The sequence below is a fragment of the Staphylococcus sp. GDY8P119P genome (genome assembly GCF_017892075.1).
GTDB classification, from domain to species: domain Bacteria; phylum Bacillota; class Bacilli; order Staphylococcales; family Staphylococcaceae; genus Staphylococcus; species Staphylococcus ureilyticus.
In genome coordinates this window covers 345,405-369,755 of the sequence record NZ_JAESKJ010000001.1, presented here as the reverse complement: position 1 = coordinate 369,755, position 24,351 = coordinate 345,405, and the positions used below count along the sequence as shown (strand labels likewise).

The following is a 24,351-nucleotide window of genomic DNA, read 5'->3' as shown; positions in this document are numbered from 1 at the left end:
ATACCTAATTGATACAGCTTTTTTTACTTAAAATAATTATCCAATCTTTTTATATACCACCTGACCATCCAACAGTAGTGAAGATATACAACACAATTGAACCTACGATGACCCAAATTAAAAACAATGGTGCCATAAATTTAAACCATGAACTAAAATTAGCTTTCGCAATAGCAATCGCACCTACTGTCGCACCCAATGTTGGCGTAATTAAATTACCTAATCCACCGCCAAAAGATAGTGAAGTTAACAGTATTTGGTCATTCACACCAAGTGTATACGTAACTGGTTGTAATATTGGAACCATGACACTCATTAAACCTGAACCAGATGGTACTAAAAAATTAAATACTGTTGCTACTAAAAATATTAATATTGATACGACACCAGCTGACGAACCATCAAGTTGTGTCGTTAATCCGTTGACAATCGTACTTAAAATCTTACCTTTTTCTAGAATGACGCTGATTGTATTTGCCATGATAATAGCAAAAGCAACCACTAGCATTGGTTTCGCTCCTGCTAGAAATCCATCCACCATTTCACTAGGCCGTTTACTTTTTATAAAGTAAGCAAGCACAAAACTAATACCAAAAACAGTAATGAATACACCATTTCCATATTTCTCAGTCCAACTTAACATGCCGTTACCTATTGCTAATACTATAGGTGTAAAAATCACTAATCCTACTACAACCAAATCTCTCCAATTAATTGTTCTATCTTTCAAATCAATTTCTGTATTTATTGTTTGCACATTATTTTGTTGCCAAGATGTAGTATTCATCAAACTTTTATTTGGTGATTTAATAACCCTTCTCGCATACCAGATAACATATAATAAAGTGACCAATAAAAACACTGTGTACATAATTGCTCTCCCACCATATCCTGAATATAAAGTGACTTCCGGATAAACGATTTGACCAATTTTAGCCATACCTGAAGGAGAAACTGAAAATGCCATATACAAAGGTAGGAAGGTCATGCCAAGGGCAATAATTGGATCTAATTTTAACCTATTCGCTAAAATGACACCGAGCGTAACAAAAACAATCATCTGATCGCCACCTACAAAAAACCCTATAAACGCCATTAAAGAAAATAATCCTATAATGAGTGGTAAAGCACCTGCGTGTTCAAATCTATATATCATATAATTAGTTAACTTTGTCACTGAGTCCAATTGCAACATACCTCCAATTGCCCCACCAACAAATAGCAATAAAGTTACAGTTTGAGCTGATTGTATACCCCCATTTAATATTAAGGTAATTGCATAAAACGGGTTAACTGGATTTTGTGAAATAGCATGATAAGTTCCTTGTACAATTTCACCACTTTTTGTCGTGTCAAATTCACCAGCTGGAATGACATATGTCAGTAAACATGCAAACATCATCATCATCAACATCATTAATAACACGTGTGGCAATTGAAATTTTCTTTTTTCTTTTATTTTTAATTGGTCTTGTTCAACATCTGTTTGCGAATGATGTGAAGTTGCACTATATTCAGACATTCTATTTCACTCCTTAAAAATCATTTAAATTAGATATGCTCTACTTTTGTGTTTCGATATCGATTTTCTTTAAACGGAATACCAAGATGATCACGTAATGTACTACCTTCATAAGATTTCGAATAATAACCTTTTGTTTCTAATATAGGTAACACTTCTCTTAAAAATTCATCATATATTTCACCATAGACATGTGGTCCAAAGATAAAGCCATCTGCTGCACCTTGTTCAAACCATTCAATTATTAATGCTGCTACTTCTTCATAAGTGCCTGTAAATGGTGAACGTCTTACAGTTTCTTCTAGAGCAACTTCTCTTAACGTTAAATTTTGTGATTTCGCACGTTCAGCAATTGCATCAGTAGTTGCACGAAAACTATTTTTCCCTACGTCACCTAACTCTGGAAATGGTGCATCTAATTCGTATTGAGTAAAGTCATGGTGATCATAATATCTTCCCAAGTAGTCTAAAGCCTCTTCAATTGTTGCTAATGATTTAAGTTCATTTAATCGTCGCTCTACTTCGGCTTTATCTTTTCCAATGACTGGTGCTAGCATTGGATAGACTTTAACATGGTCGGGATTACGCTCAAATGCTTGGGCTTGTTTTTTAATACTGTCATAATTACTTTTAGCAATTTCAAGTGACTCACCAAGTGTAAAAACGGCATCAGCATATTTAGCTGCATATGCCTGTCCTTTAGGAGAAGCTCCTGCTTGGAATATAACAGGTTGTCCTTGTTCTGACCGACTTGCATTCAAAGGACCTTTAACTTGGAAATATTGACCTTTGTAATCTAAAGTATGCATTTTACTTTTATCAACATATTCACCATTTTCAACATCGAACGTAAACGCGTCATCTTCGTACGAATCCCATAATCCTTGTACAACTTGGATATGTTCTTCAGCAATATCATATCGAACATCATGTTCTGGATGATCTCCTTTACTATAATTGTCAGCACTCCCAGCTAAAGGCGAAGTTACCACATTCCAGCCTGCACGACCTTTACTAATGTTATCAATTGTTGAAAGTTGTCTGGCCACTGTGAACGGTTCACTATACGAAGTTGAAATCGTACCAACTAATCCAATTTGCTGCGTTATAGGAGCAAGAGCTGCTAAAAATGTTAAAGGTTCATGTCTATCTAAAAAATGTGGTATCGATTTTTCATTGATATATAATCCATCTGCTACAAAAACGAAACTGAAGCCAGCTTTTTCTGCTTTGCGAGCAATTTCAAGTTGAAATTCAAAATTTGTACTTGCATCACTTGGAACCTCACTTGATTTCCAAGCATGCATATGACTACCAGGACCGTTCAACATAATTCCAAAATCTATTTTTTTATTTGTCATTTTACCCCTGCTTTCAAAGTCGATTTTTTATATACACGCGCTAATTGCTCTACTGTTTTTAATCGTAATGAATGATTTTGAACGGGCATATGAAACATAAATTCATCAACTTCATCATCTATATTTAATTCATGAATCTGTTGTTTTATGGACTCAGCTGTACCATTAAATACCTCTATTTGTTGTGCTTCAATTTCAAATGTCCTTGAACTTTGCTTTTTAAAATCATCAATTTGGTGTTCACTTGATACCGTTAATTTTTGACCGTCATCAAAGTGTAAAACATAGTTTGTACGCCCTTCTTCAATTAATGCGTACTCCGCTTCGCTATTCGATACAACAGCAGCCAAGGCAACAATTATTCTCCCCTCAGGGTAAAATGCTTTGTATGTACGAATGGCTTTTTGTAAAAGTTCATTATCCGAATTCAAAAAATATGCATAAACAAATCCTACTTTTTCTTCTGCTGCAAAACGCGCTGATCGTTCACTGCCACCTAAAAGAAAAACATGTGGTTTTTCAACCTCTTTATTACGAATCGTTGTTTTTAAATTTGAATATGGATTTTCTTTAGGAAAGTTTCCATTATTAAATTGATTTAATAGATGAAATTTATCATTGAAAGATGTAGGTGAACTTTTGATATCTTCTTGCAATGCTTGTGTCGCTAGAGGAAAACCACCAGGTGCTTTACCTATACCTAAATCTACTCTTCCCGGAGCGATTTGGCTCATAAAATGAAACTGCTCAATCACTTTAAATGGACTATAATGCTGTAGCATAACCCCACCAGAACCAATGTTTATTCTACTTGTTTGGTTTAATAGATGTGTAACTAATATTTCAGGACTCGTACCAACGACTTCTTGTATATTATGATGCTCTGCAACAAAATATCTTGTATAATTCAGGTTTTCTGCTAATTGAGCGAGTTCAACTGTTCTCTTTATCCCGTCGCTAACTGCTTCATTATGATCTATCGGACTTTGATCAAGTATACTAATAGATGACATAAACAATCCCCCAATCGATTTCTGAAAATTATATTAGTTTCAATATTATGCTCACGGTAACATTTTGTCAAGTATCCTTATCGTTTTACTAAGGATTAAGAGAGGGATTGCTTTTGCCATCTCGAGTACTCCATTTTTTACATACCATTTATCATTTAAATTGAAAATTGTTAACCAAGTACACTTTTCTCATAAAAAAGAGCAGAGTAACATCACCCTTTAATAAAGTGATGTTATTCCGCTCTAATTTATAAGACTAAACATAAAATTTATTCCTGTTATGGCTTGCCTCATTATATGATATTAAATTTTGCATACATTGTGGTAAAAATTACTTTTTAATATGACCAACCCAAAGTATGTTCCACTTCATCATCCTCATGTTCAATATTATCTATATCAATCATAGATTCTGAAATGTTTCTAGAATGGTAACCAATACGCTCTAAGATAGCTATCATATCTAGATATAGCAAACCACCTTCTAAAGAACATTCTCCAGAACTTAAGCGCTTGATATGTTTCTTCCTAAGATCATGTTCTAATGTATACGAATCGTTACTCAAACGAACGATTTCATCTTTTTTAACTCTGTCATATACGTTAAACATATCAATTGTTTTTTCAAGTGACGCATCGACATGGTCATATAGTCTTTCAATACTTTGTTCTGCTTTTGCAGATATTTGAATTGATTCTGTTTCTTTTTTCTTTAAATCCAATAAATAAGCTTCTGTTAAACTTGCTACTTTAATAAACGTTCGATTAACATCGAATAACACAGACATTCTTTCTGCATCTTGTTTGGATATCTTCTTCTCAGAGATTTTTGTTAAATATTGTCTTACATTGTCATACATACTTTCCACAGCTGCATGCTTCTGAATTATATCTTTTTCTGTTTTATCATCATAGTTCTTAGCATATCTAAACATATCGAAAGTCATATGACCTATATTTTGAATTTCATCTTGAGCTTCTTGTAACGCGATGTTAGGAGCTCTGTTGATTAAATTTTTATCTAACATTCTTGGTTTATATTTTTCATTCAAGTCTTCGCCTGGTACTAACTTCGTCACTATCCATGCTAGGATGAAAATAAATGGCAATTGAATAATTGTGTTTGTTACATTGAACGTACCGTGTGCAAATGCAATAACCATTTCAGGCTTTAAATTCATAATCCCTTGCATCCATTCAATAACTAATTGATAGAGAGGCATGATTATTAAGAAAATGATAGCGCCAATTACATTGAAGAGTACATGTACAGCTGCCACACGTTTTGCCGCCAACGAGCCTGCTAAACTGGCAAGTACTGCCGTGATTGTCGTACCAATATTATCGCCTAAAAGTACAGGAAGTGCACCGTGTAAACTAATTAAATCATTGGCAAAGAATCCTTGTAAAATACCAATTGTGGCACTTGAACTTTGGATAATTACTGTTAATAATGTACCTGCTACCACACCATATAATGGATTCGAAGACATATCTAACATAATTTGTTTAAAAGAGTCTAAATTTGCTAATGGTTTAACTGCACCACTCATAAGTTCTAAACCATAGAACAATGCACCAAAACCAAATAAAATCATACCCACATTTTTCACTTTACGTTTTTGAATAAAGAAAATTAGAAATGCACCAATTGCTAAAATTGGCAGCGAATACTCACCGATATCAATACCTATAATAAATGCAGTAACTGTAGTACCAATATTCGCTCCCATAACTACTCCAATTGCCTGACGCATTGTCATAAAGCCTGCACTAACAAGACCTATAGTAATTACTGTTGTGCCCGAACTACTTTGAATTAATATCGTTACAATCATACCAGCCAAGACACCCATTAAAGGGTTACTTGTAAAAGTATTTAAAATGCTTCTTAATCTATCACCAGCTGCGGCTTGTAAACCGTCTCCCATTTGTTTAATACCATATAGAAAAATACCTAATCCACCAATAAAGGTAAAAATAATCTCCATTACAGAAGAATCCATCGTTACACCTCTTTAAAATATTTGTAAACTATGTGAAGTATAACTAATTTTTGTTAAGCTAATGTTAATTTATCATTAAAATTACATCGTATTTTCTCAACATTTCTGTAATCTTATTTCACCAATACATGCAAACCTTTCCAAATTCGTTAACCATGCAGATTTTACAATATGATACTTATAATATCCTTAAATTAATTCTTTTTATAAGTATTACAATTAAAATTGAAAGATACTTGTCAACCGCTCTAATCTTCGCTAATATAATTAAGAATTTAATGAAGGGAAGATTTGTATTGTGATTACTGCTTATAAACATACTCAAACACAAGAAATAATAACATCAACTTTAGACTATGATGCTTCATGGATCAATGTCGTTGACCCAAATTGGGAAGAAATAGAACATTTAATAGATTTATACCATTTACCAGAAGATTTTATTAGAGACCCTCTAGATACTGAGGAAAGTTCTCGTGTTGAATACGATGAGGAAACGGGCTATTCCCTCATAATCCTTGATTTGCCAGTTGTTAATGATACAAATCTTAATGTGCTCTCGTTTATAACAATTCCTCTAGGTATTATTATTGGTAATAAAAAAATATTTACTGTATGTAATGTGGAGAATGAATTTCTAGAAAAATTTAGCCATCAAAATTTAAATTTACATTTTCATAGCCGATTCGCGCTCAATATATTATTAACGATCGCGAATCATTATAATAGAAACCTTAGATTATTAAATAAAACGAGATTACGTATAGAACGTGATTTAAAAAATAATGTTACAAACAAACAACTATATAATTTAATGGAAGTTGAAAAGAGTTTAGTTTATTTCTTAGCAGCATTAAAAGGTAATGAAACGATAGTAAAGAAACTTTTCAGATTACCTGCAATTAAACGATTTGAAGAAGATGAAGATTTGTTGGAAGATTTAGTCATAGAAAATAATCAAGCTTTAGAGACCACAAGATTATACACGGATATATTAGAAAGTATTACAACTTCATATGCATCACTACTTTCAAATGAAATGAATAATACGATGAAAACATTGACATTATTTACTGTCTTTTTAACATTACCAACTTTGGTATTTAGCTTTTTCGGCATGAATGTTCCATTACCTATTAATGAACATAGCTATGTCTCTTGGGTTATCGTGATCGCTATTTCATTAATTATCGTTTCATGTGTAGGCGCATTTCTATGGCGAAAGCAAAAGTTTTGATATAGAGCAAACACACATTTAAAAATAACTAGATATAAAGCTTATGCTCAATATGAAAGATTCTATCATGTGTTATTGTACTGAATCTTGAAATTTGTACTTTGGTTTTCTGTAATATTCTAAAAGCTTGTTTCCTCAAAAACTTAGGAGACATGCCTTTTAAATTTATTTCACTTTTTTATTAAAATTTATATATTGAGAATAGCTTGTCACATCAGGTTAATTTTCAAAAATAAAAACGTCAATTTCTATATGATTAGAATTGACGTTTTTAAATACTATAATCCAAACTATTTTTTGCTGATGGTAAAAATGAATATTAGCTGACTTTAATTTGATACTGGCCTTAACCTAAAGGCATAATATCTTCTTTAGTAATATTATCGTAATAATATTTTATTTTATAGATAAAATAATCTTTCAATCTATTCATGTTTTCCAATGTGCTTGAAGCTTGTTCCAAATGAATTAACCACGATCTTGCTGGACACTCAGTATCATAAAATTCTTTATGGATTCTTACTGTTTCTCTATTAACAGGCAATTGATATTTCTTTAAAATTGCAGCTGCTAGCCAAAAGCTAACCTCTTCTACCTTCATAAATGCACTATCTGTTAATATACCATTGATTTTAGACTGACATCTCTCGATACCAATATAATGCGTATTGGCAAATATATTTCCGCAGTGCCATTCAGTATATTGTGTTGGATGAAACCAGTAACATGTGTCTTGGTCGATGTAGACGCTCGCCCATCCTTTTTCTAATTCGTTTTTTTCAATACGCTTATTTAACCATGTAATGTAATTTTTGGCAGAATAATTTTCGGCATCATCGTGTAGAACGACACCTAAAATATCTTTTTTTCGTTCAGTGATTTTCTCTTCTATTTCATAATAATTTGAGTATATATGCTCCATTATTTCCCTTCTTTAATATTTAAATTTTTGCAGCATTAGTTCGTTTAATTGATTTATTTTAAAGTTAATGATGTGCACAATTTAATTTTATCGATTGAATTAGCGCTTGAAATAAGAAAATAGTTATATTTAATATATTAATATTCACAACTATTTATTATATAATGTAATTTAGTCAATATAACAATATGTTATCAGGAGTTGCTAGATAGAATGGAACATGCCACATTATGTATCCACGATTTTTTAACTACAGACACGCAACGTTGTATCAACCAAGTCATACTGTTATTTTCATTAAATAGTAAATTGAATATCAATATTAATGGTAAACAAACTTCGGTTGAAAACAATATCGCTATCATCAATCATAGTGATTTATTTTGTATAACTCACGCAGAACAACTTGTTGAACTAAAAATACCAATACAACAAATCATCCCGCTTAATCAATTATTTTTTAATTGTTATTATGATGCAAAAGCATTGCATGCTCAAGAATACTTGAAGTATTTAATACTAAACATGATTGAAAAATTAAATACTATGAATTCAATGGAATTACCTCAATTAACTGAGCTTATTTCTACCTTAGAGCAAGAAACTAAAAAATCAACTGATTATGTTTATATACCGACAATCCATTCTGAAAATGAACTTTTAAATAAAATATCAGATTATATTCAAAAGCACATTACACAACATATCATGTCCAAAGAAATTTCTTCAATTTTTTTTATTTCTAGTTCATATATATCGATTTTATTTAAAAAATATTTAGGTATTAGCTTTAAACATTATGTAGTAAGTTTAAAAATTGCGCTTTCTCTTAATGAACTTATTAATAGTAACAAAACCATTTATCTTATTTCTGAAAATATGGGTTTCAATCATTATGCTAACTATACTCATCAATTCAAATATCATCTCAAGTTAACACCGCTTGCTTACAGAAAAAAGCTTAATATATTGCACAATAATCCTATTACGTTATTAACTACTGATATTAGCGGATATTCACACTATTTCAAAGCCTACTTAGATGACCATAATCAATCACTTGATAACGAAATTATCAATTTAGACCACTTAAAGTATAATGATTTGGCAAAACAACCTACCATCTTTATTCATATTGATAATCTAATGGATATAATTCAAACAAATTTAAATCAAAAACTTAATTTTAGTGACCTTACAAACTGCTATTTACTTATAAATAATGTGAGCAATCTAGCATCAGCTTCACTCAATTTAAATGGGATTGTCAATTTTATCGATGCTATTTTTTCTAACTGTATAGGCGTAGTTATTAGAATTAAATCCATGGAAGAATATAAAAAAATAGAACAAGTGATTTCCCAATTTTTAATATTCAAACCTAAATATCATGCTAATGGTAATATGTATAACTTTATGATTCTATTTGATTCAGAATACTTAAAGTTAAATGATATAAACAGATTGTACATTAAAGTCAGAAGTTTAAATATTAATATCAAATTAGCAATCAATGTAGAAGGCGTGTTAACCCAAACTCAAAGTCTTAAACACACTTTTACACTCTTACATAGATTTAATTTTGACTTTAATTTTATTGATGTAGAACGTAGCGAATTACGTACAATGTTATTAAGGCATAGCCATCAATTCGATAATGTATCAAGTTATAGTGATTATTATAATAAATTCGTCACACTTTCTAAGCTACAACCTAATAAATGTGTGTACTCAAAACTTACTAAAAATCACTTCACTCAATATAATCAAAAAGCGCCTTTAGGAATATCAGAAATTATGCAACATACAATACAATTGATTAAAAATGGTTCTGCTGTTGGCTATGAACTAATGAATAAATGTATATATGACGTTGCATTAATGAATCATCACGGCATATATGAACCCATTGTATATATAATGCAATTCTTAAAGCCATTTTATGGAAAAGCGATATTAATACAACCTAATTATTTAGTTGCAAAAGATAAACAATGTACACATTTACTATTATTCAATGCCAATACGCACACAACGTTAAACAAGCGAAAGTTTATATTAAAACAACAAACAATTATTTCAAAATTAATTTTATTTATACGTACGTTAAATAGAGAACATGGTTTTATAGATTATGCTTTACCTCCTATATTTAATGATATTTTCATTGAACAATCACTGTTAAAAAATATAGAACGTTCAAATATGCCGAAATCAGAATTACGACACACTACCTATCCACACACACCTATTGAGTTTGATATTGGTCGAGATGAGGTGAAATACATTCGCTTATCACCTACAAATAAATAATAGTGTAGCATAGACATGAAACTTTAAAAATAAGTACATATTAGCACAATTTAATTTAAAAGTTTTGTCATCGCTTATACTTCAATTGCATTATGCTAAAATATCAGATATAACTGAAGTAAAGATATATAAAGGAGAATCTAATTTTGAAAAATAAAATGTTTGCAATTATTATCAGTGCAGTAATGGTGATTGTAGCTATTGTCTTAGTTATTATGATGGTTTCTGGTGGTCAAAAAGAGACATACTTCGGCTACATGAAAAATAGTACAACTGCTGATAAAGTAGTGAGTGAAAAAGACCATGAAGTAGAGGAAAATGTAAAAATACCTTCTAAATCAGGATTTAATCCTAAAAAAGGTGATTTTGTAAAACTTATTAAATCTGAGGACGAAGACACTTATAGTAAAATGGAAGTCGTTGATCACGATGACATTCCGCATGGTCTAATGATGAAAATTCACGATATGGACATGAAAGGCATGTAAATAAGTAAAACCGCGTCACAAAACAGCCCCATAAGCACTTCTTAGAAGTGAAGTGCTTATGGGGCTGTTTGTGCCTTAAATAACATTAATTTTGTTTAACCCATCACTTGTTTTCAAAAACATCCTACTGTTGTTGTTTTATAATTAACATAATATAACCGTAATTAACAAAAAAGCACTGAATAGATTTATTTTCTATTCAGTGCAAAATGTCAGAATTTTAATTTAGTTTATATCGATTTTAGATAGGCTTGACCTTTCTCTTTGTCATAAGCATTTTCCCATTTTGCAATAACAATGGTAGATAATGCGTTACCTAATACATTTACACAAGTTCGTACCATATCTAATAGTCTATCGACACCGATAATCAATGCCAGTCCTTCAGCTGGTAATCCCATTGTTGTCAATGTTGTAATAAGTACTACAATTGATACTCCTGGTACGCCCGCCATACCTTTTGAAGCAACCATCAAAGTAACCATTAACATGATTTGTTGGCCGATGGACATATCGATGCCATACATCTGAGCAACAAATAAGGCTGCTATTGATTGATATAATGCAGATCCATCAAGGTTAAATGTATATCCAATTGGTACTACAAATGAAGTAATATCTTTTGGAGAACCAAAGTTTTCCATTTTTTTCATTATTATTGGTAACACAGATTCAGAACTTGATGTTGAAAATGCTAATACTAGTTCATTTTTTAGTATTTTAATAATAGAGAAAATACTAATACCGCATAATCTAGCTACGATACCAAGTACAACAATAATAAAGAATATCATTGCACCGATAACCACTAATAGTAATTTTAATAATGGTATTAATGCTGAAGCACCAAAAGTCATAATTGTCGTACAAATAAATGCGAATACGCCAATAGGTGCTAATTTCAATATTTTATTAATCATCCAAAACACAGCTTCTAATGAACCACTTAAAACCGCTTTTACAGGTTCTGCTTTTTTACCAATTGCTGATAATGCAACACCAAAAAACACTGCAAAGAAAATGATTGGTAGTAATTCACCTGAAGTCAATGCCTCGAAAAGATTTTGAGGCACAATGTTTACAATTGTATCAATAAAGTGATTTCCATATGTAGATGATTCGGCAGCTTTTGCCGAGGATTCATATGTTGAAATATCACCTTTGGGTAATTTATCTGGATCTAAACCTTTCCCTGGTTTAAATATATTCGCAAAAAGTATACCTAGTCCTATAGCTATTGTTGTTATAATTTCAAAATATAAAATTGTTTTAAAACCGTAACGTCCCACTGTTTTAGATTCACCTACATTGGATATAGATAATGCTAGTGAACAAAAAACAACTGGAATTACAATCATTTTTATTAAATTCAAGAAGACATCGCCAAAAGGCTTAATGTAATTTGCAATTTCATCGTGCCCATAAAGTAATAGGCCTACGATAACACCTAATACCAAAGCGATAATAACTTGCATTGGTAAACTGATTCTTCTTATAATTGCCATGATGTTTCTCCCCTTTTTCTGACATTGCTTAATTATATCAAAATAATTTTTATATAGATATAAATTTTTTCGGCAAAAAGAGTTGATATTACACTTAATTTTTATTTTTACTCATTTTATATATATATAAGTAACATAATTATTTTGACAAATATACAAAATTGGCGTTAAAGACTATGATATCACGCTATGATCGCTTACTAAAAGTTAGATATAATGATATAATCACAAATAAAACCACTACTCTTTTAGTCTATTTTTTATTTGAGTAACATAAGAAATCGGTATGATTTTTATATACATTTCACTTGGAATAGTGCTCAAAATGCTTATGTTTTTTAATTTTTACTAAAGTAATCTATACGATAAAAGCATTTAATAAAAAATGGCTGATGCCATAAATAAATACGGTACCAGCCAACTTTATCCTGTTTTGCTTTAATCTATAAAATAATAACATCATTAAAAATAACTTTTAATCTTTAGGTTGATATTTTTCTTTAAAAGCATTATGTTTTGCGCCTTTGACATTTTTCTTAGTTTCTGGATCAAAACCTTGCACCAATATACCTTTATATGTACTAATCGGTTGAACGACATAAGTATGATCTGAATCATCTTTAAATTTAATTTCTTTATAATACAAACCTTTTTTAGCACTATATAATGTTTTCTCTGTTTGGATTTTATCAGTTAGATGAGTTTCATCTAAATAGTTATCAACTAACTCTAAATTTTTGTGACCTTGATAAGTTCTTAAACCAAAGAAAAAAATTACAGCCAAAATTAACGAAATAATTAATAGTCCTAGTATTTTCAAAAACGTCTTCATTATTTATCTCCTTTTAAGTAAAAACAATTATTATACATACTCCATTGTTAATCCTCATACTCTTAAATTCCTAGACTACTTATTAAAATTCATAATATTAATATTATGAACGATAACAAATAAATTATAAAGTATTATTACCTTTTGTAACAAAATGTTCTTAATTTTTCGCTTATGTATAACTGTATATATTATAAAATATACATATATTCTTTATTACTTTTTGAATAATCCGTTCAGGACAATTTCACCTAACTTTAATATGAATGAAATCAATAAAATAACTCAAATAACACTTTCACAACAGTATAAAAATATTATGAATAAAGACACAACTGTTCCTTGACAATGTACGTAGTTCATAATAAGGTTAAATTTCAAAAGGGGTGATTAAATGGAGGACAAATTAAGTTACTTAGAAGAACAACTGTGCTTTCTATTTTATGTTTCATCAAAAGAAATAATAAAAAAATATACTTCATATTTAAAAGAGTATGATTTAACATATACTGGTTATATTGTTATGCTCGCAATTAAAAAAAATGAAAAAATCAACATCAAAACACTTGGACAACGCGTTTATCTTGATTCAGGTACGCTAACACCATTACTAAAAAAATTAGAAAAAAAAGGGTTTGTTAGTAGAACACGTGAGATTGATGATGAACGTAATTTACAAATTGCACTTACCGAACATGGTGCAAAAGTTCAAGATTCATTATCCGGTGTGTCTAGAAAAGTTTTTGGTGAATTTGATATGGATATCGATGAAGCCGTTCACTTAAAAGAGACAATACAAAATTTTGTGAATAAACATTTCACTAAAGAAATTTAATATATTAAGAGGCAAAGAAACGTTTAAAGTGTGTAGTTTATTTATGCTATTTTAAACTTAAACTTGCCTCTTTTTTATTTTTTCTAATTATACTTATGTTAACAATCATTGATACGCCATTTTTGATATGATCGTACATTTAGAATAATCAACGCTCATAGTTTGACTTTGACTTTCTTTGACTAATGTATTATAATATAAATATAAGGTTAAAGGAGAGGTGAAAAATGATGCAAAACACTCAAAATCTTTCTACAGATATTCTAGAAAATTTATTAACTGAGCATCATGATTTTAAAGTAGATGTATATGAATCAAGTGCTGCATATCAAGTCATGGCTGAACTGCCAGGTTACAGTAAAGAAGATATAGATATTCAATTTGATGAAAAGACATTAACAATCAGTGTTACAAATACTTCTACAACAACTCAAAACCAAGATAATTACTTGATTAAAGAGCGCAATTTTAATAATCAAAGTAGACAATTTATATTTAAAAATGTTGATGAAACTAATATTAAAGCAATGCTAAACGATGGTATATTAAATGTTACGTTACCTATTAACCATACAAAAAAACAAATTAATATTGATTAAATCGTAACAAAATAAATTTATTATATAAGGAGAGATGCTTTATGCCATTCAATATGAAACCATTCGATAATTCATTTTTCGATGCAAATCCTAGTGATTTATTCAGAGACTTTGGACGTCAATTTTTCGATCAATTTCCAGGAAGTAATAGCATTAAAACAGATGTCAAAGAACTTGAAGATGCTTACGTAGTAGAAGCAGAATTACCAGGTATGAAAAAAGAAAATATTAATCTTCAATTTGAAAATAATGTTTTAACAATAGAAGGTAAACAATCATTTGAAAATAATAAAGAAGATGAAAATGGTCGCATGATTCATCAAGAACGTAGCTTTAGTGATGTAAAACGTCAATATCAATTTGATAATGTTGATGAAAATGGCATTAAAGCTGCTTACGAAAATGGCATGCTAAATGTGACGCTACCTAAAAAAGAGAAAAAAGAGTCTTCTTATAATATTCAAATTGATTAAACATTAAAAGCAACACTTCATAAAAGTGAAGTGTTGCTTTTTTTATGAAATTTATAGTTTTAGTTTACATTTTTAACCATTCTCGACATTGTTATTAATGCTATAATTCCAAATATCGCTAATAATAAAAAACGCTAAATGACTGGAACCTGTGACTATTGTGACATAAGAAATAACAATGGGTGGGAAGAATCCCCCAAACCGCCCATCATAGAAACAATACCGTTTGCAGTACCTGCCTCTTTACTAAAATATAAAAATAGGGAATTCCCTTAGCTAAAACCTAAAGGAATCCCCTACTACATATCATCACTTAAAATGGCGGTTGTCCTAATACTTCTTCATCAAAACGATCTGGAATTAATACTTTTCTCATAATAACGCCTAAATCACCATCGTCATTTTCATGTTCCGCATAAACTTCATAACCTCTTCTTTTGTATATATCTAATAGCCATGGATGTTTGCGTGCAGATGTACCCAATGTCACTGCTGGTACCTTAAGCGTATCTCTAAGGAAGGTTTCTTCAACGTATTTTAATAACTTGCCGCCCAATCCTTGACCATCATACGAAGGTTTTGTAGCAAACCACCATACAAACGGATAAATAGAAATACGTCGTTTTGTCTCCCAAGGATAACGTACAGTTATCGTTGAAATAATTTCCGTGTTATTTTCCAAGACAAAAGTCGTACCCGTTTGTAAATTTTTTTCGACCATTTCAACACTAGCGTTGACAGATGGCCAATCAATTCCTAATTCTCTTAATGGTGTAAATGCTTCATGCATTAATTTTTGCAATGCTTCAGCATCATCTATTTCAGCAATTCTAATATTATAGTCAGACATTTTGTCACTCCTTAGCGTTTCTCTTAAAGCTTCATTTTATTAAATCTCAAACATTAATTTACAGTAATACAATATGGTTTCTTGATAAATGAGTCAATTTTTTTGTTTTATAGATAAAAAATAAAAGACAATACGATTTCATTAAAGAAACCGCATTGTCTTTCTACTTTATCTTAAAATCAACTGCGCAAACTATCGCGTTTACCGTTTAAATAAGCATAAACCAGCCCAACAAATATACCTCCACCAATATAATTACCTATAAAAGCAAAGACTATATTTTTTAAAACGTGTAGCCATGCGACAGCGTCAAAATTATAAAAAACCATACCAGCATATAAACCTGCATTAAATACTACGTGTTCATAACCCATAAATACAAAGACAATAACACCACAGGCTATGAAGAAAGCTTTAGATAAACCATCTTTAAATTGAATTGATACGTAAATTCCAATATTTATGAAGAAATTACAGAAAATGGCTTTTACTAAAATGGCATACCATGTCGTATCTATGGTCTTTCCATCTACAAGCGTTGTTAAACTTGTCACCATTTCCGTTGTCATTATAGGCGTAAACTTCATTAACCCAAATAATACAAAACCTCCAATAATATTAAAAAAGAAGCATACTAACATGATGAGTAAAGCCTTGTTCATACCGATAAGTTTATAATACCATCCAACTGTTAAATACATAAAATTACTCGTTAATAATTCTGAATGTGTTAGTACGATTAATACTAAGGCTAAACTGAATGAAATAGCGCCTATTAAGTTAATGAGTCCTTCATTTGCACCATCAAATTGTGTTTTTATTGCAAGCATGAAAACTGTTACAATGGCTAACAAAAATCCAGACATAATCGATTTTAATGCATAACGTCCAGGTGTTTGGTCAAACATTACATCCTTCATTTGAACTTGATTATTAATGTTCTTAATTGTTTCGCCTGACATATATGTATCTTTGATGGCTTTATTATTATCTATCAACATCGACACCCTTCCCCTTTAAAATATTTAGATTTCAAACTTACAGATTCATTGTATTATTTTTTATTCAAATTTAATAGACGTACTTCTATTTTACATAAAAAAACACCTCCGTATAAATTCTTTTTAATGTGAATTCAACGAAAGTGTCTTTATTTCACTCCAAATATTAGAGACAGTTCATAACGAATTAGCGCTCATATTGGAGCGTGGATAGCTCTAACTTAATCGCGCTGCTTGCTGTTATTTTTTAAATTTTGTTAATATATGTAGGCCATAAGCAAAAATACCATAGCCTGTTAAAGTACGTAATAACCATTTGAATGTACTGCTACTTAAACATTTTTCATTTAACATCATAGCTGGTACAAGCGTACTTATCGTATATAACCCAAGTACTTTTAAATAACGTTTATTCAATACACTCACCTCTTTTCACTTTTATTATAACTAAAAGCTAAAGTGTACAAGTGTTTCAATTCTTACATATCTATGACTATTTATTTTTTAAAAGTGTTTCTAAATTATCAAATGTGCTATTCATACCCGCTTCTACACCCATATCAAGTAACTGTTGTGCTGATTTAGGATCTGGTAGTTCTGCAGTGGATATAATACGTGTTGAATTCTCACCTTTCTGTTCTAATTGAATGACATTACGCATACTAGCCATATTTTTATCAATATTACCTTCTTTATCAGTAAAGTAATCGTTATAATCAATTAAATAAGGTGCTTTGACTTCATTATACTTTGTTAATGTATAACTTGTACCTTGATCAGTATATATTGCAAAAAACGCTTGACCTCCAGTCACAATATTAAATTCGAACACTTTTGTTGTTGCACCTTGAGGGTGAAACCATTGTTCAAATAAAGACTGCTCAGTATATGCGTCAAATATTTCTTCTGCAGTTGCTTCAAAATCTCTTTTAAATATAATTTTATTTTCATTTACTTCTATACTCACTTAAAACGCTCCTTTTTATTCATCATTCATAATTACATAAGATGTCACTGTTTTAATTTTGGCATTTTTACGATTGCTTTCAAACTCAATAAAATCCGCAAAGTAGACTGCTGTGCCATCACTATTTAACTGAGTACCATGCATTGCACCAAACTTTCCGTGTGTTAAATTATGCGTCACTTCTATTCTTTTAATATCTACTTTATGCGCTTCAATTTCATTGTGAAATTCATCTAAACTGTTCAATTCAAAAGCACCAGGCACTTGCCACTTGAAATTTGACACAACTGTTTGTGATAACTTATTCTTATCAGCTAATGCAGATCCAATTAGAAAATCTAACATGATTCGCCGTTTGGGTGCATTATCACACCCTAAATCTCCAACCATTTCAAATGGAAATTCTGAAGCCGCTTCATTTTTAAATGATAGTCCTGCTTCTGTTAACGCATTTTCTAATATGCTGATTGCTTTAGGTCCTACGCCATGAGTATCTAATATAGTAGTTCGTTCATATTTTGCTAATTCTTCTAAAGTATTTATACCGATCGAAGCTAACGCATTCGTTGCTGGACGACCAATTTTAGGTAACATTGTTGCCACTGAAATCCCCCTTTTTAATACTTTATACCCGCATAAAAAGATTTTAAATTTTATATAAAAAAAAAGATCCAAGACAAACATCAGTCTTGGACCTTTTTACTATAATTTTTGTTATTAATCTTCTAATGCAAATTCAAGGCTTACTTGGAAGTTTATATCCTTACCAATCATTACGCCACCAGTTTCAAGTGGTTGGTTAAATGTCACACCATATTTTTCACGGTTAATTGTGCCATTAGCGATGAATCCTGCTGTTGTAGCTCCATTTAATGGGTTTTTACTTTGACCTTCATATGATAATTCAAAAGTTTCTTCTTCAGTTACATCTTTAATTGTTAAATTACCAGTAACTGAATTTCCATCTACTTTTGTTACATCAAATTTAATTTCAGGGTAGTTTTCAACATCTAAGAAATCACCACTTTTTAAGTGATTATCACGATCACCAACGCGAGTGTCAATTGAATCTGCTTTGATTGTTAAACCACCTTTAATTGTACTTAAATCATTTAAATCTCCTTCAAGTGAAGCTTCGAATTCATTAAATCTACCTTTTATATTTGAAATCACCAGGTGTTTAACTGAAAATTCTACTACTGAATGTGCTGGATCAAAATTAAATTTTGTCATAAAAATTCATACCTCCAAATTATTAACTTTCTATTGATACATTTATTATATCAGGTATATTTTATATATCAATAGAAATGCTCATATTTGTGTTTCTATGAAAAATATTCCCGTAAAACAAAATTTTACTCATTATCTATATAAATAATTAATTTCACTTAAATCCACACATTGATTTAGACTTTAATGTGCTAACATTTCTTTTTTAATTTGTGCTTTTGTTAATTCACTTGAGTAATATGTTGGCCAATTGTCTAATTCTTTTAATACTTTTTGTTTATTATCTCCCATAAATATATGGAAATGTTCTGCTTTTTTAGGTGCAATATTATGATCGCTAAATTGTACATATTTTGGTAAATCTTTATTGCTGCCTACTCGTTTAAATGAATATCTGACACCTCTATTACCTTTTTCATATTTCAAAATATCTTTCCCATCGTATTTGTATTGGCCAGTTAAGGTCTTACCGTCTTTTTTAAAAGTAATCGTATCCTCCGTAATATTTATATTACTAATATTTGTCTTATATCCTTTTTGGTAATATGCTTTATATTCTTTTGCAGTCATTTGATTATCTTCTTTTGCTTTGTGTTTCATGACATCATCTAACGTGCCATCTTTTAAAAACGGATAAACTGATTGCCATTCTCCTTCATAATCAGTTAATTCTCTATCTTTTACTTGACTATCCTTAAAGTAGCCATCAGCAATTGCTTTTTCATGTTTATTATGTGCGTGTTCATCATCTGTTTTAACATTGTCATTTAATGCCATATCAAGATGTTTTATATTTTTTTCCATTAGGGATTGATATGTCAGTTTATTATCTTCTGCTTGTTCTTTTGATAATGACTCCATGTTATTAAACTTCAATGGTTTTGCTTTTGTTTCTTTGCGAATCGTATCTGTGACTTTATTAGAAACATTGGCTTCATACAAAATGTATTTTGCGCCTGAATCATTAATCTCTTTCACAATTTTTGCTAATGCTTTTTGAGATGGATCTTCAGCATTCATGTTTTGTATACCTTTTTGGACAAATCCATATCTTTCTGAAAGATAACCAATAGATTCATGTGATATATATACGGTATTACCTTGCTTATCTTCAGTGATGTTTTGCATTTTTTGATCTATGCCCATCAAATCTTCTTTCAACTTATTATAGTTCTTTTCATAATAAGATTTGTGTTTAGGGTCTTGCTTTATTAATTTATCTTTGATCTCTTTTGCAAAGACTTGATTAAATTTTGGGTCTAACCATACATGAGGGTCATAGCCGCCATGATGATGTCCATGTTCATGATGGTGACCATGTTCTTCTTCATGTTTTTCTTCGTGTTGATCAGTTAATAATTCGCTTTTATCAATTTTATCTCCTAACGATACCTTTTTATCATCCTTTTTAATTGTTGCTGCCACTTTTTTAGCAATAGGATCCAAATCGTCACCTGTATACAGGAACATATCTGCTTTACTCGCATTCATAATATCTTTTTGTGTTGGTTCATATGTATGTAAATCTGCACCAGTAGGATAAATAGATTTAACTGAAACATACTTTCCACCTATTTGATTGGCAAATGATTTTAATGGAAATACAGTAGTATTAATTTTTATTTTGTCATTATCTTTTGATTCGTTAGACTTTGTAGCACTACAAGCAGTAACGATGATCGCTAATATAATGACAAATGACAGTATGTATATTGACTTTTTCATTCTTATTCCTCCTCATATAGTAATCATTACGATTTAAAATTATAACTGTACTTTTCGAGATATGCAATACATATTTTGATTTTTTCGTAATTGTTTCGATTTAATAAGTTAGTCCTTCTTTTTCATATAAACTAAAAAAGCCCGTTCCTAAATGTTTTATAAAACGTTCAGGAACGGGCTTTTGATATTAAAGTTTAAATCTAAATTTTAATATTTAACTTTCTTCAAGTATTTTTTTATAGTTCTTATATTTATACGGGTCCTCTACTTTTTTACCTGCTACAAAAACTGTAGGTGCTGTTTCAATATGGTTTTCTTTATATTGTTTATGATCTTGTTCGGCTGCTTTCCATGATTTACTATTTTTTGTTTTATAACTCGCTTTTATCTTTTCTTTTTTATCATTTGAAATTTCCAATTGATTTATTTGTTGATCAACGAGTTGTTCGGTAATCCATTTTTTTTCTGAGTTCGGTTGTTGCTTAAACATTAACTTTTGAAATTTTAAATATTGTTTAGGTGCATATTGCCTTACTGCATGACCTGCCCTTGAACCTATAATTGAATCTTTTCCTAAAAATGCCATATTAACAAATTGATAATCTACTTTTTTCGTATCAATATATTCTTTTTTTAATTTAGGCATAATATGTTCTTCTACTTTTTTACAATATGGGCACTTAAAATCACCATACTCAATAATTTTAATCTTTCCACCTTTTCCATATTTGTCATCTTGATGTACATTTTGATTGTCATTCGAACATGCGGAAACAAAAATGACTACTGCCATTAATAACAAACTTAACCAATATTTCTTCATTTGTTAAAAACACACCTTCTTATCTTGTTTTATTCTTCTAAGTTCATATTTTCTTCTTTATAATCCGCATCATGTGCATGTGAATATGATTTTGAATTAAAGTTTTTTAAGTAATGTGCTTTACCATCTGTTATTTTATATGTATAAAAATGAACTTCATCATCATCTTTTAACGGTTTATAAGCAATAGTCACATATTTACCTTTGTCATACACATAGATATTCGCATTCTTTTTTTCAAACTTAGATTCCACATCGCCATTTTGCTTATCAGCTAAAATCTTTTGTTGTTTTTTCTGTTGATGCACTGCTTTGTCAATCTCATCAGCATATTTCCCACTACTGCACCCAGCTATAATGATTATTGAAATGAACACCATCGTCATTAATTTTTTCATATTTACACTCCTAATATTACTTCTCATATCTAATATTATTTAACCATAAGTTTTATCTTACAACGAAAATCTTTGATGTGCTAGAACTATAACATTATTTTTATATTTATATAAAAACACTTCCGAAAAATTCATTCATAAATGAATTTAACGAAAGTGTCATATTTACCGTAAAAAATTAAATTTTCACCTATGGTACAACTTTATCCTAGCTATAACTCAATTATTTTCATTTTCATCATATTAGTGCCACTTTGATTGCTAATGCACCGTAATTAAGTTCATCTGTTTGTGAATAAATTTGATATATAGCCGCTAATTTTTGAGAAAGTTGATCATCTGCTTTCGCTCCAACTTCTTCATTTGTATATTGATTCAACAGTGACTGAAACGAAGAAAACACTACAATTTCCTTAACTTGGACGGTTAATGTTTCTTCATTCATTAAATTTTGGAATACAATATAATCGCCGCTTTTAATTTCTTGTCTTTTTTCATCATTCAATCTAATTTCAATCGTTTTGACTTCGTTTTTCATTAATTGAAAAGGTTCATTATTTAAATGCATCGAGTGTTCTATAATCCATACGCTCCATTCATAATATTTATATTGATATCAAAGTATCATAATATTAATATCATTTACAAGACAATTTCGCTTAATGCAGTACGATGTCGCAAATTTAATTATTCAGCATTCTTTTCTTCTAATTTAAGTTGTCTTTTGCTTTTCAACATAAACACACTTATTAAACTAATAATTGATATAATGACTGCAAACCAAAAGGCACCGTGATACCCACTTAGCAATGCTTGATGTTGAATTTCTGCTGTCATTTGCTTTTGGCTCATATCTTTAAACTCAGACATATTTGGTGTGTAGTTTTTAGCAACCTGACTCATAATTGTAATCAAACCTGCTGTACCAATTGATGCAGATATTTGTTGTATAGTATTTGTCATCGATGAACCATGGGCATTCATTTCTGGCGCTAATTGATTCATTGTATGTGTCATTAATGGCATTAAACCAAGTGCGATACCAATCATACGAATAGCATATACAGTAGCTAATATCGCTGATGAAGTATGTTCATCCATGATTACAAAATAAGAAGTTGTTACAACTACAATAAACATACCAATGAATGCTAATATTTTAGCACCATATTTTTCATAGAGTAAACCTGAAATCACTGACATAATCCCCATTACGATAGCTCCAGGTAATAAAATCAATCCTGATTGAAGTGCTGAGTCATTCATAATATTCTGCACAAACATCGGTAACACTGTTTCAGAACCAATCATTGAAATCATGGTAAAAGCCATTATGATAATACCTACGGCAAATTGACTATCTTTGAATACTGAAAAATCAAGCAGTGGATTTTCCAAACGTGTTTGACGAAATATAAAAGCAGCAACTAAAATAATGCCACCAATTACAGTAGTCAATACAATTGGATCGTTCCAGCCATCACGAGAAATTGAACTTGTACCGTATAGCAAACCACCAAAGCCGAACACAGATAAGATTATTGATAAAATATCAATACGTGTCTTTCGATTAGTACCAACATTTTTGACGAATTTAAGTGCACCAATGAAAGTAAGTGCAGCTATTGGAGCAACGACATGGAATAATGAACGCCAATTTAAATACTCTACTAAATAACCAGACAGTGTCGGACCAATTGCTGGAGCTAAACCAATCACTAAACCAAAAGTCCCCATATATTTACCTCTTTCATGAGGTTCAAATACATCTAAAATCGTCGTCATCATCAGTGGCATCATGATACCAGAACCAAGTGCTTGAACAATTCTTGCACTTAATAAAACAGAAAAGTTTGGACTAAATCCTGCAATTAAAGTCCCGATAAAAAAGATAAATATTGCAGTTAAAAATACTTTTCTTGTTGAGTATCTTTGAATAATCATTGCTGACAATGGGATTATTACACCATTGGTCAATAAAAAGGCCGTAGTAAGCCACTGTACTTGTGTGTAATCTATTTTAAAATCTTTCATTATGCTTGGTAATGCTGTAGTTAATAAGGTTTCATTTAATAATCCAAAAAATCCACCACACAACATCATCAAAATCATTATAATTTTCGTCTTTTGATCCATTTTTGTACTCCTATTTTCTATTAATTTATCAACTCTTTTTAGTCGCATTTCTGCATTATACATATTTTAGTTTAATTTATCATTAAAAATACTTAAAATATTAGTTTTATTT

Annotated in this window: 24 protein-coding genes and 1 pseudogene; 6 read left to right on the top strand and 19 right to left on the bottom strand. The window is 30.4% G+C overall.

Annotation, left to right across the window (positions count from 1 at the left end):
• Positions 1-49 precede the first annotated feature (49 nt).
• The 4 genes from KA830_RS01670 to KA830_RS01655 form a co-directional block, all read right to left on the bottom strand.
• On the bottom strand, positions 50-1,522 hold the full coding sequence (locus KA830_RS01670) for a Na+/H+ antiporter NhaC family protein (protein WP_204180297.1): 1,473 nt from the start codon (positions 1,520-1,522) through the stop codon (positions 50-52).
• A 29-nt stretch (positions 1,523-1,551) separates the two neighbouring features.
• Positions 1,552-2,883, bottom strand: coding sequence for an LLM class flavin-dependent oxidoreductase (locus KA830_RS01665; protein ID WP_064209325.1), 1,332 nt, complete (start codon positions 2,881-2,883; stop codon positions 1,552-1,554).
• Positions 2,880-3,896, bottom strand: coding sequence for an MsnO8 family LLM class oxidoreductase (locus KA830_RS01660; protein WP_204180298.1), 1,017 nt, complete (start codon positions 3,894-3,896; stop codon positions 2,880-2,882). The genes KA830_RS01665 and KA830_RS01660 overlap by 4 nt, the downstream gene beginning before the upstream one ends.
• Positions 3,897-4,234: 338 nt before the next feature.
• Positions 4,235-5,902, bottom strand: coding sequence for a Na/Pi cotransporter family protein (locus KA830_RS01655; RefSeq protein ID WP_046207587.1), 1,668 nt, complete (start codon positions 5,900-5,902; stop codon positions 4,235-4,237).
• Positions 5,903-6,200: 298 nt separating this feature from the next.
• Between KA830_RS01655 and KA830_RS01650 the strand changes: the two genes are divergently transcribed.
• Entirely contained in the window at positions 6,201-7,139 is a 939-nt protein-coding gene (locus KA830_RS01650; protein WP_204180300.1) for a CorA family divalent cation transporter, read from the top strand.
• A 346-nt stretch (positions 7,140-7,485) separates the two neighbouring features.
• On the opposite strand, the gene KA830_RS01645 is transcribed toward KA830_RS01650, so the two are convergent.
• On the bottom strand, positions 7,486-8,061 hold the full coding sequence (locus tag KA830_RS01645; protein WP_204180301.1) for a peptidoglycan recognition protein family protein: 576 nt from the start codon (positions 8,059-8,061) through the stop codon (positions 7,486-7,488).
• 213 nt (positions 8,062-8,274) lie between these two features.
• Here KA830_RS01645 and rsp point away from each other — a divergent pair, with 213 nt between their 5' ends.
• Both rsp and KA830_RS01635 read left to right on the top strand, forming a co-directional pair.
• Entirely contained in the window at positions 8,275-10,374 is a 2,100-nt protein-coding gene (gene rsp, locus KA830_RS01640) for an AraC family transcriptional regulator Rsp (RefSeq protein ID WP_204180302.1), read from the top strand.
• A 146-nt stretch (positions 10,375-10,520) separates the two neighbouring features.
• Positions 10,521-10,862 carry a DUF4889 domain-containing protein gene (locus KA830_RS01635; protein ID WP_019468837.1) on the top strand — a complete coding sequence of 114 codons (342 nt, stop codon included), beginning with the start codon at positions 10,521-10,523 and terminating at the stop codon, positions 10,860-10,862.
• A 230-nt stretch (positions 10,863-11,092) separates the two neighbouring features.
• On the opposite strand, the gene KA830_RS01630 is transcribed toward KA830_RS01635, so the two are convergent.
• Together KA830_RS01630 and KA830_RS01625 are read right to left on the bottom strand one after the other, a co-directional pair.
• Positions 11,093-12,367 carry a cation:dicarboxylate symporter family transporter gene (locus tag KA830_RS01630; protein ID WP_019468836.1) on the bottom strand — a complete coding sequence of 425 codons (1,275 nt, stop codon included), beginning with the start codon at positions 12,365-12,367 and terminating at the stop codon, positions 11,093-11,095.
• Between the two features lie 475 nt (positions 12,368-12,842).
• On the bottom strand, positions 12,843-13,199 hold the full coding sequence (locus tag KA830_RS01625; RefSeq protein ID WP_019468835.1) for a DUF3139 domain-containing protein: 357 nt from the start codon (positions 13,197-13,199) through the stop codon (positions 12,843-12,845).
• Between the two features lie 394 nt (positions 13,200-13,593).
• Between KA830_RS01625 and KA830_RS01620 the strand changes: the two genes are divergently transcribed.
• The 3 genes from KA830_RS01620 to KA830_RS01610 all read left to right on the top strand — a co-directional run bounded on the left by KA830_RS01620 (position 13,594) and on the right by KA830_RS01610 (position 15,106).
• Complete coding sequence (locus KA830_RS01620; RefSeq protein WP_070037495.1) at positions 13,594-14,034, top strand: MarR family winged helix-turn-helix transcriptional regulator; 441 nt, start codon at positions 13,594-13,596, stop codon at positions 14,032-14,034.
• Positions 14,035-14,261: 227 nt separating this feature from the next.
• The gene (locus tag KA830_RS01615; RefSeq protein WP_204196309.1) at positions 14,262-14,633 is read left to right on the top strand and encodes an Hsp20 family protein; all 372 of its coding nucleotides are present in this window, start codon (positions 14,262-14,264) and stop codon (positions 14,631-14,633) included.
• Positions 14,634-14,674: 41 nt separating this feature from the next.
• The gene (locus KA830_RS01610) at positions 14,675-15,106 is read left to right on the top strand and encodes an Hsp20/alpha crystallin family protein (protein WP_204180304.1); all 432 of its coding nucleotides are present in this window, start codon (positions 14,675-14,677) and stop codon (positions 15,104-15,106) included.
• Between the two features lie 59 nt (positions 15,107-15,165).
• Here the strand turns inward: KA830_RS01610 and KA830_RS01605 are convergent.
• The 12 genes and pseudogenes from KA830_RS01605 to KA830_RS01550 all read right to left on the bottom strand — a co-directional run.
• Positions 15,166-15,360 (bottom strand): annotated as a pseudogene (locus KA830_RS01605) (MFS transporter); the annotation flags it as partial.
• A gap of 59 nt (positions 15,361-15,419) precedes the next feature.
• Complete coding sequence (locus KA830_RS01600; RefSeq protein WP_019468831.1) at positions 15,420-15,956, bottom strand: GNAT family N-acetyltransferase; 537 nt, start codon at positions 15,954-15,956, stop codon at positions 15,420-15,422.
• Positions 15,957-16,135: 179 nt separating this feature from the next.
• Positions 16,136-16,954 carry a formate/nitrite transporter family protein gene (locus KA830_RS01595; RefSeq protein ID WP_026034775.1) on the bottom strand — a complete coding sequence of 273 codons (819 nt, stop codon included), beginning with the start codon at positions 16,952-16,954 and terminating at the stop codon, positions 16,136-16,138.
• A gap of 243 nt (positions 16,955-17,197) precedes the next feature.
• On the bottom strand, positions 17,198-17,374 hold the full coding sequence (locus tag KA830_RS01590) for a hypothetical protein (protein WP_046207579.1): 177 nt from the start codon (positions 17,372-17,374) through the stop codon (positions 17,198-17,200).
• Between the two features lie 76 nt (positions 17,375-17,450).
• Entirely contained in the window at positions 17,451-17,924 is a 474-nt protein-coding gene (locus KA830_RS01585; protein WP_046207578.1) for an SRPBCC family protein, read from the bottom strand.
• Between the two features lie 15 nt (positions 17,925-17,939).
• A complete protein-coding gene (locus KA830_RS01580; protein ID WP_037539911.1) occupies positions 17,940-18,518 on the bottom strand; it encodes a helix-hairpin-helix domain-containing protein in 579 nt (192 codons plus the stop codon).
• Positions 18,519-18,641: 123 nt separating this feature from the next.
• Positions 18,642-19,157, bottom strand: a complete 516-nt coding sequence (locus KA830_RS01575; protein WP_019468826.1) for a YceI family protein — start codon at positions 19,155-19,157, stop codon at positions 18,642-18,644.
• A gap of 183 nt (positions 19,158-19,340) precedes the next feature.
• Entirely contained in the window at positions 19,341-20,882 is a 1,542-nt protein-coding gene (adcA, locus tag KA830_RS01570; RefSeq protein ID WP_204180305.1) for a zinc ABC transporter substrate-binding lipoprotein AdcA, read from the bottom strand.
• 214 nt (positions 20,883-21,096) lie between these two features.
• Positions 21,097-21,705, bottom strand: coding sequence for a DsbA family protein (locus KA830_RS01565; RefSeq protein WP_204180306.1), 609 nt, complete (start codon positions 21,703-21,705; stop codon positions 21,097-21,099).
• A 29-nt stretch (positions 21,706-21,734) separates the two neighbouring features.
• The gene (locus KA830_RS01560) at positions 21,735-22,103 is read right to left on the bottom strand and encodes a DUF4467 domain-containing protein (protein ID WP_019468823.1); all 369 of its coding nucleotides are present in this window, start codon (positions 22,101-22,103) and stop codon (positions 21,735-21,737) included.
• 238 nt (positions 22,104-22,341) lie between these two features.
• Entirely contained in the window at positions 22,342-22,671 is a 330-nt protein-coding gene (locus tag KA830_RS01555) for an ASCH domain-containing protein (RefSeq protein ID WP_019468822.1), read from the bottom strand.
• Between the two features lie 119 nt (positions 22,672-22,790).
• Complete coding sequence (locus KA830_RS01550) at positions 22,791-24,239, bottom strand: MDR family MFS transporter (RefSeq protein WP_019468821.1); 1,449 nt, start codon at positions 24,237-24,239, stop codon at positions 22,791-22,793.
• Positions 24,240-24,351: the final 112 nt, after the last annotated feature.

What these genes read in the sequence shown, in the direction of transcription:
- KA830_RS01565 (WP_204180306.1), bottom strand. Translation starts at nt 21,705, where the DNA reads ATGAAGAAATATTGGTTAAGTTTGTTATTAATGGCAGTAGTCATTTTT.
- KA830_RS01670 (WP_204180297.1), bottom strand. Translation starts at nt 1,522, where the DNA reads ATGTCTGAATATAGTGCAACTTCACATCATTCGCAAACAGATGTTGAA.
- KA830_RS01550 (WP_019468821.1), bottom strand. Translation starts at nt 24,239, where the DNA reads ATGGATCAAAAGACGAAAATTATAATGATTTTGATGATGTTGTGTGGT.
- KA830_RS01645 (WP_204180301.1), bottom strand. Translation starts at nt 8,061, where the DNA reads ATGGAGCATATATACTCAAATTATTATGAAATAGAAGAGAAAATCACT.
- KA830_RS01620 (WP_070037495.1), top strand. Translation starts at nt 13,594, where the DNA reads ATGGAGGACAAATTAAGTTACTTAGAAGAACAACTGTGCTTTCTATTT.
- KA830_RS01660 (WP_204180298.1), bottom strand. Translation starts at nt 3,896, where the DNA reads ATGTCATCTATTAGTATACTTGATCAAAGTCCGATAGATCATAATGAA.
- rsp (WP_204180302.1), top strand. Translation starts at nt 8,275, where the DNA reads ATGGAACATGCCACATTATGTATCCACGATTTTTTAACTACAGACACG.
- KA830_RS01575 (WP_019468826.1), bottom strand. Translation starts at nt 19,157, where the DNA reads ATGACAAAATTTAATTTTGATCCAGCACATTCAGTAGTAGAATTTTCA.
- KA830_RS01615 (WP_204196309.1), top strand. Translation starts at nt 14,262, where the DNA reads ATGATGCAAAACACTCAAAATCTTTCTACAGATATTCTAGAAAATTTA.
- KA830_RS01610 (WP_204180304.1), top strand. Translation starts at nt 14,675, where the DNA reads ATGCCATTCAATATGAAACCATTCGATAATTCATTTTTCGATGCAAAT.
- KA830_RS01655 (WP_046207587.1), bottom strand. Translation starts at nt 5,902, where the DNA reads ATGGATTCTTCTGTAATGGAGATTATTTTTACCTTTATTGGTGGATTA.
- KA830_RS01560 (WP_019468823.1), bottom strand. Translation starts at nt 22,103, where the DNA reads ATGAAAAAATTAATGACGATGGTGTTCATTTCAATAATCATTATAGCT.
- adcA (WP_204180305.1), bottom strand. Translation starts at nt 20,882, where the DNA reads ATGAAAAAGTCAATATACATACTGTCATTTGTCATTATATTAGCGATC.
- KA830_RS01630 (WP_019468836.1), bottom strand. Translation starts at nt 12,367, where the DNA reads ATGGCAATTATAAGAAGAATCAGTTTACCAATGCAAGTTATTATCGCT.
- KA830_RS01580 (WP_037539911.1), bottom strand. Translation starts at nt 18,518, where the DNA reads ATGTTACCTAAAATTGGTCGTCCAGCAACGAATGCGTTAGCTTCGATC.
- KA830_RS01600 (WP_019468831.1), bottom strand. Translation starts at nt 15,956, where the DNA reads ATGTCTGACTATAATATTAGAATTGCTGAAATAGATGATGCTGAAGCA.
- KA830_RS01555 (WP_019468822.1), bottom strand. Translation starts at nt 22,671, where the DNA reads ATGCATTTAAATAATGAACCTTTTCAATTAATGAAAAACGAAGTCAAA.
- KA830_RS01625 (WP_019468835.1), bottom strand. Translation starts at nt 13,199, where the DNA reads ATGAAGACGTTTTTGAAAATACTAGGACTATTAATTATTTCGTTAATT.
- KA830_RS01665 (WP_064209325.1), bottom strand. Translation starts at nt 2,883, where the DNA reads ATGACAAATAAAAAAATAGATTTTGGAATTATGTTGAACGGTCCTGGT.